This window comes from Streptomyces sp. NPDC052687 (genome assembly GCF_040678395.1).
Classification (GTDB): domain Bacteria; phylum Actinomycetota; class Actinomycetes; order Streptomycetales; family Streptomycetaceae; genus Streptomyces.
In genome coordinates this window covers 35,291-47,228 of sequence record NZ_JBFATR010000052.1, presented here as the reverse complement: position 1 = coordinate 47,228, position 11,938 = coordinate 35,291, and the positions used below count along the sequence as shown (strand labels likewise).

The window sequence follows — 11,938 nt, the reverse complement described above, 5'->3', positions numbered from 1 at the left end:
GGTCGCCTCCGCCGCGGCCGCCTCCGCCGCGCGGCTACCGCCGCGACCCGCGGCTGCCAGCGTCTCGCACACCGTGTCCGTGGTGACGACCGCGGCACAGCGGGCCGCGGCGTAGGCCAGCGCCCCCCGGTGGTGGGCGGCGGAGAAGTCGGCCACGGCGTCGGCCACGAGGAAGGGCCGGATGTCGTGGCTGAAGGCGTCCACCGCCGTCGCGAGGACGCCGACATGGGCGTACACCCCGCAGACGACGAGCTGGTCCCGGCCGGCCGCGCGCATCCGGTCCAGCAGATCGGTGCGGTGGAACGCGCTGTACCGCCACTTGACCAGCTGCCAGTCGTCCGGCCCGGGGGCGAGGGGAGCGACGATCCGGCGGTGCTCGGGGCGGGTGCGCATGCCCGGCCCCCAGAAGTCGGCGAGCAGCCCCCGCTCCGCCGGGGACATCCCGCCGGGCTGCGCGGTGTACGCCACGGGGACACCCAGGGAGGCGCACTGCCGGCGGAGCCGGGCCGCGTTGCGGACCAGGCCGGTCACGGGATCGGTGCCGGGCGGGAACGCGGATAGGAAGAACTCCTGCATGTCGTGGACGAGGAGCACGGCGCGTTCCGGGTCGACCCGCCAGTCGACGACGGGGGCCGGCAGCTCGCCGGGCTCGGGGAGCCGGTGCGGTGCGATGGGAGGTATACCGGCCATGCCGGAACGGTCCTTTCGTGCGAGCGGGCTCGGCGGGCGGCCGGCGCGCGCGGCGTGGGGATCAGACGCCGAGGGTGGCGCCGCCGTCGACGGTGAGGTTGTGCAGCGTGATGTGCCCCGCTTCCTCGGACAGCAGGAACCGGACGGCCAGGGCGACGTCCGCCGGCTGCGCCACCTTGCCCAGCGGGATGCCGACCCGGTAGGCGCCGGGGTCCCCGGCCACCGAGGCGTCCGCCGCCGCGCCGGCGGGGTGCATGCCGTGCAGCATCGGCGTGTCCGTGGAACCGGGCGCGACCACGTTGCAGCGGACGCCGTACGGGGCGACCTCCAGCCCGAGGCACTTGGTGAAGGCGACCGCCGCCGCCTTGGAGGCGGCGTAGGCGGCCATCCCCGCGCGGGCGGTGCCGGCGGCGTTGGAGGCAACGGTGACCAGGGCACCCCGGCGGCGCGTCACCATCCGGTCGACGACCGTGCGGGACACGTGGAACACGCCCGTGGCGTTGACGGCGAGCGTGTCCGACCAGTCCCGGGCGGACAGCGACAGGGCCTGCGCCATCCTGAGCACGCCCGCCGCGTTCACCACCCGCTCGATCGGGCCCTCGGTCTCCTCCACCGCGTCGACCAGGGCGGTCACCTCGGCGGCGCGGGTGACGTCGGCGTGCCGTCCGTGGACGGCGAGTCCGTCGGCCCGCAGCGAGCCGACGAGGCCGGCGAGCCGGGCCCGGTCGGCGTCCACGGCCACGACCGTGTCCCCGCACTCGGCGAGCAGCCGGGTGACGGCGGCGCCGATCCCGCCGGCCGCGCCCGTCACCAGGGCGACCCCGGCGCTCATCGGGCCCGCTCCGCACGCCGGGCGGTCGGCCGGGCCGCGGCGGCCACCGGGGTGAGCACGGCCCGGACCACGCGGGCGAGGGTGGGGGCGACCGTGCGAATACGGCGGATGGGGACCGGGGGACCGCCGGGCCGCAGGACACGCCGGACGGACTCCGCCGCGGCCAGACCCGACCGCACCGCGCTCTCCATGCCGGCGACACCCGGCGGGGCGGCACAGAAGTCCCCGGCGATGTGCAGGTTGGCGAGCGCGGTCCCGGCGTGCGGGCGCAGCCGGTGGTGGCCGGGGCCCGGGGCGTAGAACGGGGCGGTGGTGTGGCGCTGGAGGCAGACGTGCTCGATGTCCTCGGGGGTGAGCGCCGGGAGGTAGTCGCGCAGTTCCTCGACGAGGACCTCGACGGCCTTCTCGTCGGACAGATGGGCCAGTCGGGAGACCCGGCCGACCACGCAGTTGAGGACGGACGAACGGCCCTCGTCCCAGGCCCGGCCGACGTCGACGAGGGTGAGGGCGTGCGGCGAGCCGACCAGCCTCATGTGCTCCTCGGGCAGGCCGGGAAGCCGGCGCCGCAGCCACAGGTGCAGGGCGCCCAGGGGGCGGGACGTGAGGCCGAGCACCCCGTCGGCGGGACGCAGCGCCGCGGTGACGGCCGGTCCGAGGGCGGCGAGCCGGCCGTGCGGGACGGCCAGGACCACATGGCCGGCGACCTCCTCGTGGACGGTGACGCGCTCGCCGTCGCCGCGCGTGCGGCGCAGCGTCAGACCGGTCAGCCGGTCGCCGGTCACGGTGACGTCCACAAGCTCGGTGCCGGTGCCGATCTCCACCCCGGCCGCCTCCAGCCGGCGGCGGAACGGCCCGATGAACCAGGTGTGCAGGTCACCGCGGGGCATCCGGACCCGGCCCGGATGCCGGGCGAACGCCGCGACACTGCCGCGGAATCCGGCCGCGGAGACGGCGGTGCTCTCCGCCGCGCTCGACGCCACGAACAGGTGCTCGATGTCGGCGGTCGCGGCCCGGGTGAGGTACCACCGGTCGCCGAGGAAGTCGTGCAGTGACCGGTCATCGTGGCCGAACCGCTGCGCGAGCAGGTCCACCACGCCGTACAGCAGGAGCAGCCGGTCGGCGAGGGACGGCCCGGCCGGGCGCACCCGGGTGCCGTCGGCGCTGGGCAGCAGCTGGGTGAACTCGCGTGTCTCCCGCAGGTTTCCGGCGATCCCCAGCTCGTCCACGAGCCGCAGCGTGTTGCGGTACCAGGCGGGGAAGATGTGTACGCCGTGGTCCTCGAGGCGGCCGTCGACGACCCGGGCGCCGGCCATGCCGCCGAGTTCCTCCGTCGCCTCCAGCAGCCGCACCCGCATGCCGCGGGAGCGCAGGGTCCAGGCGGCGGTCATGCCGGCCAGGCCGCCGCCGATCACGGTCACGTCGGTCATCGCGCACCCGTCCCTTCGGCGTCGCCATGGGCATCGTCATGGGCGGCGGTGTCGGCGCCGGTTGCGCCTGCGGCGCGGGCCGTCCACGCGGCCATGGCCATGGCGGGGTAGATCAGCCGGAGCAGGCTGTCGCGCCAGTACAGGCCGTCGTGATGGACCACCCAGGTGTGCTGCGGCTCGTCCCAGTCGCCGTCCTCGCGCTGGGTACGGACCAGGTACTCCAGCCCGCGCCGGACCGCCGGGGTGCCGGTGTGCCCCGCCGCGACCAGCGCGAGCAGTGCCCACCCGGTCTGCGAGGGGGTGCTCTCGCCGCGCCCGGCCCAGTCGGGGTCGCTCAGGGCGCGGATGTCCTCGCCCCAGCCGCCGTCGGGCTGCTGGTGGGCGGTGATCCAGTCGCAGGCCCGGACCACCGCGGGGTCGGAGCCGGGGACGCCGCAGGCGGTGAGTCCGGTGACGGCGGCGCTGGTCCCGTGCAGGTGGTAGCAGGCCCACCAGCCGGGCCAGGACCCGTCGGCCCGCTGGGTGCGGCGCAGCCAGGCGATGCCCCGGCGGGCGGCGGGCGTGTCCGCCCGCCCGTCGAGCCCGAGCGCTTCCAGGACGTGCCCGGTGATGTCGGCGGAGGGCGCCTCCAGGAAGCCGATACGGGCCAGGGCGTCACGGCCGGGCAGGTTCCAGCGCAGCGGCTCGAAGGCGGCCCAGCCGCCGTCCGCGCACTGCTGGGACTCCATCCAGCGCACGGCCTTGGCGATGGCCTCGTCGACGGTGGGGTCGGCGCCGCGCGGATGGAGCCGGCGCAGCGCGGCGACGGCCCAGGAGGTGTCGTCGCAGTCGGGGTTGGCGTTGTTGGTGAACTCGTACGGCCAGCCGCCGGGTTCGGGTTTCTCGGTGAGCACGGCCCAGTCGCCCGGCTCGGTGACCTGGTGGTCCAGCAGCCAGCGGACGGCCGGCCCGGTGGCGGACTCCGCGGCGGGCCCGCCCGCCATGACGGTGGCCGTCAGGGCCAGCGCGGTGTCCATGACCACGGAGGTCCACATCTCGATGCGGCGGTGCCCGCGCGCGTCCCGCTCCACCACGTACCGGTCCAGGCCGGCCAGCGCCGCCCGCACGACGGGGTGGTCGCGGCCCAGTCCGATGGCGTCGAGGCCCATGACCACGTTGGCGGTCTGCGGCCAGTTGCCGCCCCAGCTGCCGTCCGTCTCCTGGGTGCGCTCCAGCCAGCTCGCGGCCTTGTCCAGGGCGCGGCGGCGCAGGAACCCGACCGGGTGGCGGCCGTACCAGTGGCTGAGCGTGGTCGCGGCGCGGACCGCGCGAGAGCGGGGGAGCCGGCGGCGGGCCCGCGGGTCGGCGAACAGCTCCCGGATGTCGAAACCGGCCGGGACCACGGGACGCGTCGCCATGAAGAGGCTGTTGGCGACCACGATGCCGCGCGCGGCCGCGCCGAACTGGAAGATGTTGCCGGGGAAACGGCTGGGCAGCAGCACGATCTCGGCCGGGACGAGCGGGATGTCCCGCCACGGCCACAGCCCGATGACGGCCAGCCAGGCCAGCATGAGCAGGTTGTCGACGGACTCGACGCCGCCGAGCCGCCGGACGGCCGCGGCGGCGGCGAGCAGTTCGGGTTCGTCCTTGTCGTGTCCGGCCAGGCGCAGGGCGACGTAACAGAAGACGGAGAGCAGCAGTTCGTCGGGCCCGCCGTGGTACGAGGCCCAGCCGCCGTCCGGGGACTGCTCGGCGAGGATGGTCCGGGCCGCCTCGGCCCGCCGGCCGTCGTCCGGCAGCCGCAGGAAGTGGTGCAGGATGACCTCGCCGGACTCGCCGATCAGGCTGGTCTCGAATTCCCCCTTCCAGTGACCGGAGGGGTCCTGGCGGTCGCGCAGCGCGGCGGCGGCCAGGGCCAGGGAGCGGCGGACGGACGCCGGGAGCGCGTCGGCGGCCTCCGCGGTGGTTCCGGCGGGGTCGATGGCCTCGGTGGTCATGCCCGGCTGCCTTTCGTCGGGATGTGGTCGAAGGAGGGGACGGGTGCCGTGCGTTCCAGGTCCTCGCCCCGGGCGCGGGCGGCCACGATGTGCAGTTGGCGTACGTACATGAAGACGGCGAAGCTCACGCACAGGGCGAGCGCCGGGGCGCCGACGATGTACGCCCAGACGTGCCGGATCCCCCAGCGGCGGGACTCGGTCACCATCCACACGCCCAGGCCGGCCCAGATCAGGAAGAGGTCGGCGTAGACGAAGCGGCCGGCGAGGGTGTCCAGGGAGTCGTCGAGGAAGTTCCCGACGAGTCCGAGCGGTCCGGCGTCGGCGTTGCGGACGACGAAGGTGACCGCCATGGCCCCCATGACGAGGAAGCCGCCGAGGGCGAACAGGGCGTGGAACAGGCACAGCGACCGGTCGCGGCCGCGCAGTTCAGAGAAGGTCGGCACGGTGGTCTCCCGCCCGTCGGTACCGGTAGTCGTCGAGGTCGAAGGTGCGGGCCCGCCGCCCCGCGGTGCGGGTGCTGGCGGGCCGGACGGCCGGGGCGTCCCCGTGCTCGTCGAGGTAGTAGCTGTTGGTGCCCCGGCAGCTGGGGTCGAGGAAGACGGTGTCGCCCTGGCGGCGCAGGGTCCGCCGGAAGGACCGGTCGTGGCGGGCCGGGCGGACGGCCGCCTCGGTGGCCCCGCGGCGCCGGGCCTCGCCGATGACCCGCAGGATGTGGGTCAGCTGGTAGTCGATCATCCCGAACCAGGAACCGCCGGTGAACGAGTACGGGCCCACGATGAACCACAGGTTCGGATAGCCCTTCACGGCCGTGCCCTCGTACGTCTGGAAGCGCTCGGTACGCCAGAACTCCCGCAGGTCCCGGCCGCCCGCCCCGTGCGTGGGGAAGGGCGGCAGGTTGTCCAGCACGTGGAAGCCGGTGGCCAGCACCAGCACGTCCAGGTCGTGATGGACGCCGTCGGCGGTGCGCACGCCGGTCTCGGTGACCTCCGTGACGGACTCGGTGACCAGCTCGACGTTCGGGCGGGTGAACGCACGCCAGTAGCCGCTGCCGAACGACGGCCGCTTGCAGCCCAGCCGGTAACGGGGCGTCAGCCGGCGGATCAGATCCCGGTCGCCGCGGACCTGACGGCGCAGGTACAGACGGGACACCGCCTCGCCCGCCCGCACCAGGAAGGGGAACCTGCGGTAGTGGATCATGGCGAGGACGAAGCTCAGCTCGGTGACGGCGTCGGTGGCCCGGCTGATCGACCGCTGGGTCCACGGGGCGGCGGCGAAGACGCGGCGCACCGCCCGGGGGATGGGCACGTCCGGCTTGGGGAACACCCAGATCGGGGTGCGCTGGAACACGTCGAGCCGTGCGGCCTCGGGCGCGAGCCGGGGCACCAGCTGGACCGCGGAGGCACCCGTGCCGATCACCCCGACCCGCCGCCCGGCCGTTTCGACCCGCGGGTCCCAGCGCGCGGTGTGCACGACCGGGCCCCGGAACCGGTCCAGGCCGGGCAGGTCCGGCGTCTTCGGCTTGGTGAGCCAGCCGGTGGCGCAGACCACGAACCGGGCGGTCAGCGTGGCACCGCCGGCGAACCGCACCCTCCACAGGTGGGCGGTCTCGTCCCAGTCGGCCCGGGTCACCCGCGCGCCCGTCCGCAGCCGCGCCCGCAGGCCGTACGTGTCGACGCAGTGGTCCGCGTACGCCTTCAGCTCGGCTCCGGGCGGGAAGGCCCGCGACCAGTGCGGGTAGGGCTCGAAGGCGAAGGAGTAGGAGAAGGAGGTGATGTCGACGGCGATGCCGGGATACCGGTTGGCGTGCCAGCTCCCGCCGACGTCGTCCTGCTCGTCGACCACCAGGAAGTCCGTCACGCCCGCCTTCCGCAGCGCGATGGCGGTGCCGATGCCGGCGAAGCCCGCCCCGATGACCAGGACCTCATGGTCCGGGGCGGGGCCCGGGGTGGCGGGGTCTCCGCCGCCCTCGGGGGCGCGGTTCGGCAGGGCGCCGCTCTCGGGGGTGTCGCTCGGTAGGACGCCGCGGGCGGGGGCGGCCCGGTGGCCGGCGGGCGAGGGTCCGGCGCCCGGGTGGCCGGCGGCCCGCCGGGCGGCGCTCACAGCGCCACCCCGGCGGTGAGCAGGGCACCGAACACCAGCAGCAGCAGGCAGGTGTGCTCCAGTACGGGGATCAGGTCCCGGCCGCGTGCGCCGCGCACGACCCGGGCCACGGGCAGCACGGCGAACGGAAGCGCGCCCACGACCAGCCAGGCCCACGGCCGTACGGGGAGCAGCGCGGCGGCGGACGCGAACGCGGCGACCACGGTCGCGGTGTAGTACACGCGGGTACGCCGGTCGCCCAGCCGCACCGCCACGGTGATCTTGCCACCGGCCGCGTCGGTCGGCAGGTCCCGCAGGTTGTTCGTGGTGAGCAGGGCCACGGAGAGCAGGCCCACCGGCAGGGAGGCGGGCACCGCCGTCGCCGGGATCTCGCCGCACTGGATGAAGACCGTCGCGCACACCGCGATCACCCCGTGGAAGAGGAAGATGCCGAGGTCGCCGAGCCCCCGGTAGCCGTACGGGCGGCGGCCGCCGGTGTAGTACCAGCCGCCCAGGGCGCAGACGACGGCCAGGGCGAGCAGCCACCACGAGACAGTCGCGCCGAGCACCACGCCGCTCACGCCGCCGACGCCGTACAGGACCACACCGGAGCGGAAGACCCACCGCGGCGCGGCCTGGCCCGAGGCCACCAGGCGGGTCGGGCCGACCCGGCCCTCGTCCACCCCGCGGACCCCGTCGCTGTAGTCGTTGAAGAAGTTGGTGCCGAGCACGAAGCCCAGGGCGAACAGGACGGTCAGAACCGAACGCCAGAAGGAGACGGGCCCCAGGGAGGCGGCCACGCCGGTGCCGACGGCGATCGGGGCGGCGGTCACGGGCAGCGTCTTCGGCCGCGCCCCGACGATCCACGTGCGGACCGAGGGGCGCGCGCCGGCCGGCCGGAGCCGGGAGACGGGGCGCGCGGTCGTGGGCTGACTGGTCACGATTTCCTTCCGGCTGCGAGGAAGAGGACGGCGGTGGAGGACGTGGTCACCATGCGGACGTCGGCGCGGCGGCCCAACAGGTAGCCGAACCCGTCGCGGAGACCGGGCCGGAGGCCGGTCAGCCGCAGCGGCACCCCGTGGTCACGGGCGACCCCGACCAGGCGGGTCCGGTCGACGAACAGCCGGTGGTCGTGGGTGCCGCGCTCCGGCCGCCCCGGCAGCGGAAGGTTCTCGGCGAGCGTGATCGCGACGAACCGGGCCAGCCGGGTGTTCGCGACGGTGTCGACGACGAGCGTGCCGCCGGGGCGCAGGACCCGGCACAGCTCGGCGGTGACCGCGTACGGGTCCGGAACGTGTTCCAGGCACTGCCCGGCGGTGACCACGTCGAAGGAGGCGTCGGCGAGGGGAAGCCGGGAGATGTCGGCGCGCACCACGCTGTCGAAGCCGTGCCGCAGCGCCTCCCGCAGGGACAGCGCGGACAGATCCACGCCGTGCACCCGGTACCCCAGCTCCTTCAGGTACGGGCCGAACAGCCCGCCGCCGCAGGCCACATCGAGCGCCTGGCCGCCGCCCGGCCCGGCCGGGGGCACGAAGCGGGCGCGGGCCCGGGCGATCCAGCCAAGCGGGGCGAGGGGGCCGCGGGGGTCCCACCAGCGGTCGGCGAGACCGTCGTAGTCGGAGATGAACTGTGCTCGCAGCGCCGTCATGATCGCCTTCCGGTGCGGTGCGGTGCGGTGCGGTGCGGTGCGGTGCGGTGCGCGTGGGTGACGGGTCGGGCGGACCGGGGTCCGGGCAGGGTCTGAACGAGGACGGGCCGGCCGGGGCCACCGGACGGTGATCAGGTGCGGGCCATCGCCTCGAAGGCGTCCGGGGCGGTCGCGGCGGGGTCCGGGAGGGCGGCGGTGATCGCGGAGTCCGGGACGGCGGCGCTGACCACCGGGTCCGGGACGGCGGCGCTGACCGCCGAGTCCGGGACGGCGGCGCCGACCGTCGCCGCGTCGAGCACCCGCAGAGCCGGGTGCTGGGAGGCGAACGTGCCGACCAGGGAACGGAGTTGCTGCCGGATCGCGGGGGCGCGGCCGGCGAACGCGGCATGGGACTCGACCGCCCGCAGGGCATCCGCCATATGCCGTCGGGCCACCTCCGCGGCGCGGCCCACGGCTCCGCATTCCCACACCACCGCGATCAGTTCACGGCATGCCTCGGGTGTCGGTGGACCGTCGTCCAGCAGAGGCAGAAGACGCTCGGGACAGGCCCGGATCGCATCGATGACCGGAAGGGTGTAGACGCCGTTGGCGATATCCTGCCCCGGCTGTTTCCCGGTGCCCTGACCGGTGATGTCGAGAATGTCGTCCCAGATCTGGAACGCCATGCCGAGTTTTTCCCCGAAATACTCCAGGACCGCTGCGCTCTCGTCTGTCGCGCCGGGCGCCAACGCCCCCGTGGTGCACGCAGCTTTCAGCAGTCGGGCGGTCTTTCCCGCGATGGCGTCGAAGTAGTCCTCTTCGGTGCGCCGCGGATCGAACAATTGACGAGTCTCGATCATCTGGCCCGCGCATATGTCGATCAGCGTCTGCGCCATCTCGCTCAGCCGGTCCGCGCCCAGCGAGGCGGCTATGTGCATACAGCGGGCCAGCAGGTAATCGCCGCCGAGCAGTGCCAGGGAGTCCCCGTACCGCGCGTTGACGGTGGGCCGGCCGCGGCGCAGGGGGGCCCGGTCGATCACGTCGTCGTGGAACAGCGTGGCCAGATGCAGGATCTCCACCGCCGCCGCACCGTCGATCACCCGCTGCGAGGTGACGCCCGGCCGCTCCTCCAGCAGATACGAGGAGAGCAGGGCCAGGGCCGGCCGCAGCATCCGGCCGGAACGCTCCAGTCCGTGCGCGACGGGCGGGCGGATCCTTCGGTCCGGCGGCAGGGCGAGGGCCCGCATCCGTTCCCGGACGCGTTCCAGATCCGTTCGGAGCCGATTTCCCACCGTCGTCGCGGAATCGAGTTCCGGCGGCGAGGGCGGGGATTCGTTTTCGATCGGAGCAGAAGTCTCCGTCATCCGTACTTCCTCCCTCCGTGATCCCAGGCGGGACCGAGACGAGGATAGGAGCAGGCACCTGCAATATCGCCTGAACAACGGTCCAGGGATGGTGGAGGAGAGGTGCACCGGCACGGGAATGCGCCGAATAATGCGCGAACATCGGCGAGTTCGGCCCGGATGGCGGAAAAGGACGGTGGACGCCTTGTGAGGCGGTCCCTAGAGTGAGGAGCTCCCGAGCGCCGTGCCGAACCCTTTCGCTCCAGGCGTGCTCGCCGGTTCCCTCGCCACGCGGTCGCACTGCCCACTCCCGTCGACCGGCTTTGCCCCGTGAGCGCGCCCGCCGTCGCCGCCCGGTCACCCGTCCGCGCCCTGCCCGGCCGGTGCGGCGCCCGCCCGGCGCGCCACCACCCGACCACGCAGCCCGGTGCCGGCCGTTCGGCCCCGTCTCCCTGTGTCTCCCCGAGGAGGAACGATCACCGTGCCGACCCCGCAGCGAGTGTCCACCATCCCGGTGGCGCCCGGCGCGCTGCCCGTCCTGGGCCACCTGCCCGCCTTCCTGCGCGACCCGCTCGCCTTCCTGCGCACCCTGCCCGCCCACGGTTCCCTGGTGACGATCCGGCTCGGGTCCGTGCCCGTCGTCCTGGTCTGCGACCCCGAGCTGGTCCGCACGATGCTCGTCCACGACCGGGTCTTCGACAAGGGCGGCCCGCTCTTCGACCGGCTGCGCGAGGCCGGCGGCCAGGGCCTCGCCACCTGCCCCGCCCACGAGCACCGCCGGCAGCGCCGGCTCGTCCAGCCGGCGTTCCGCGCCGGCAGGTTCCCGGACTACGCGCGGATCATGAGCGAGCGCATGGACGCGATCATCAGCGGCTGGCGGGCCGGACAGACCCTCGACGTCACCACCGCCATCCGCGGCATCGCCGCCGACGTCGTGGTCTCCGCGATCTTCGGCTCCCGGCTCGACCCGGCCGACCACCACCGCCTGGTGACGGACTTCGACACCCTGCTGGCCGGTTTCAGCATGCACACCCTGCTGCCCAGAGCCCTGCGCGGTATCCGCACGCCCGGCAACGTCCGCTACCTGGAGGCCACCGACCGGGTCCGCCGGACCATGACCCGGCTGACCGCCGAGTACCGGCGACGCGGTACCCCCGACGGCGAGACCAACCTGCTGTCCCTGCTGATGGCCGCCCGCGACCCCGACAGCGACGCCCCCGCCCTGTCGGACGACGAACTGGTCGACCAGGCCGTCACCATGTACTCCGCCGGGACGGAGACCACCGCCGGCGCCATCAGCTGGGCCCTGTACCTGGCCGACGCACACCCCGAGGTGCGCGCCCGGCTCACCGAGGAGGCCCGCACCGTGCTGCCCGGGCGCGCGGCCGGCTGGGACGATGTGCCGCGGCTCCCGTACACCCGGCAGGTCCTCCTGGAGGCGATCCGGATGTACCCGCCGGGCTGGTTCCTCACCCGCCGCACGGAGACCGACACCCACCTGGGCCGGCACGCCGTCCACCAGGGCACCACCATCGCCTACAGCCCGTACCTCATCGGACGCCTGCCCGGACTGTACGAGCGCCCGGACCACTTCGACCCCGAGCGCTGGCGAACGGAGGACGGCCGCAAACCCCGCGTCCCCGCCACCGTGTTCGGCGGCGGCGCCCGCAAGTGCGTGGGCGACGAGTTCTCCCTGCTGGAGGGGACGCTCCTGCTGTCGACCCTCGTCGCCCGCTGGGACATGGAACTCGACCGCGACACCGTCACGGTCCCCAAGATCCCCCAGCTCACCCTCTCGCCAGGACGGTTGCGGGCCACCCTGCGGACTCCGGCCCGCCGGCCGGTCGCCGGCTGACACGGCACCACCACGGACTCACGGACTCCCCGCGCCGCTCAACGGGGCGGCACGGGGAGCCCGGCATCCGTCAGACCGGTGAAGGCGACGCTGACCCGGGAGCAGCCCG

At 74.5% G+C, this 11,938-nt stretch carries 10 protein-coding genes; 1 reads left to right on the top strand and 9 read right to left on the bottom strand.

Annotated elements, in window-relative coordinates:
* The 9 genes from AB0K92_RS28890 to AB0K92_RS28850 form a co-directional block, all read right to left on the bottom strand.
* Positions 1 to 690: isochorismatase family protein (locus tag AB0K92_RS28890; RefSeq protein WP_365927666.1), on the bottom strand; the 690-nt coding region annotated here is incomplete at its 3' end.
* 61 nt (positions 691 to 751) lie between these two features.
* A complete protein-coding gene (locus tag AB0K92_RS28885; protein ID WP_365927664.1) occupies positions 752 to 1,522 on the bottom strand; it encodes a 2,3-dihydro-2,3-dihydroxybenzoate dehydrogenase in 771 nt (256 codons plus the stop codon).
* The gene (locus tag AB0K92_RS28880; RefSeq protein WP_365927662.1) at positions 1,519 to 2,949 is read right to left on the bottom strand and encodes an FAD-dependent oxidoreductase; all 1,431 of its coding nucleotides are present in this window, start codon (positions 2,947 to 2,949) and stop codon (positions 1,519 to 1,521) included. The genes AB0K92_RS28885 and AB0K92_RS28880 overlap by 4 nt, the downstream gene beginning before the upstream one ends.
* Complete coding sequence (gene shc / locus AB0K92_RS28875) at positions 2,946 to 4,925, bottom strand: squalene--hopene cyclase (RefSeq protein WP_365927659.1); 1,980 nt, start codon at positions 4,923 to 4,925, stop codon at positions 2,946 to 2,948. The genes AB0K92_RS28880 and shc overlap by 4 nt, the downstream gene beginning before the upstream one ends.
* The gene (locus AB0K92_RS28870; protein ID WP_365927656.1) at positions 4,922 to 5,368 is read right to left on the bottom strand and encodes a DUF2834 domain-containing protein; all 447 of its coding nucleotides are present in this window, start codon (positions 5,366 to 5,368) and stop codon (positions 4,922 to 4,924) included. The genes shc and AB0K92_RS28870 overlap by 4 nt, the downstream gene beginning before the upstream one ends.
* Positions 5,352 to 7,025 (bottom strand): NAD(P)/FAD-dependent oxidoreductase, encoded by a 1,674-nt coding sequence (locus AB0K92_RS28865; protein ID WP_365927654.1) that lies wholly within the window; start codon positions 7,023 to 7,025, stop codon positions 5,352 to 5,354. The genes AB0K92_RS28870 and AB0K92_RS28865 overlap by 17 nt, the downstream gene beginning before the upstream one ends.
* A complete protein-coding gene (locus tag AB0K92_RS28860) occupies positions 7,022 to 7,945 on the bottom strand; it encodes a 1,4-dihydroxy-2-naphthoate polyprenyltransferase (protein WP_365927652.1) in 924 nt (307 codons plus the stop codon). Before AB0K92_RS28860 ends, AB0K92_RS28865 begins: the two co-directional genes overlap by 4 nt.
* Positions 7,942 to 8,652, bottom strand: coding sequence for a methyltransferase domain-containing protein (locus AB0K92_RS28855; RefSeq protein ID WP_365927650.1), 711 nt, complete (start codon positions 8,650 to 8,652; stop codon positions 7,942 to 7,944). Before AB0K92_RS28855 ends, AB0K92_RS28860 begins: the two co-directional genes overlap by 4 nt.
* 131 nt (positions 8,653 to 8,783) lie before the next feature.
* Positions 8,784 to 9,995: a polyprenyl synthetase family protein gene (locus AB0K92_RS28850; RefSeq protein ID WP_365927648.1), complete on the bottom strand. Its 1,212-nt coding sequence runs from the start codon at positions 9,993 to 9,995 to the stop codon at positions 8,784 to 8,786.
* Between the two features lie 460 nt (positions 9,996 to 10,455).
* Between AB0K92_RS28850 and AB0K92_RS28845 the strand changes: the two genes are divergently transcribed.
* Positions 10,456 to 11,829 carry a cytochrome P450 gene (locus AB0K92_RS28845; RefSeq protein WP_365927646.1) on the top strand — a complete coding sequence of 458 codons (1,374 nt, stop codon included), beginning with the start codon at positions 10,456 to 10,458 and terminating at the stop codon, positions 11,827 to 11,829.
* Positions 11,830 to 11,938 lie beyond the last annotated feature (109 nt).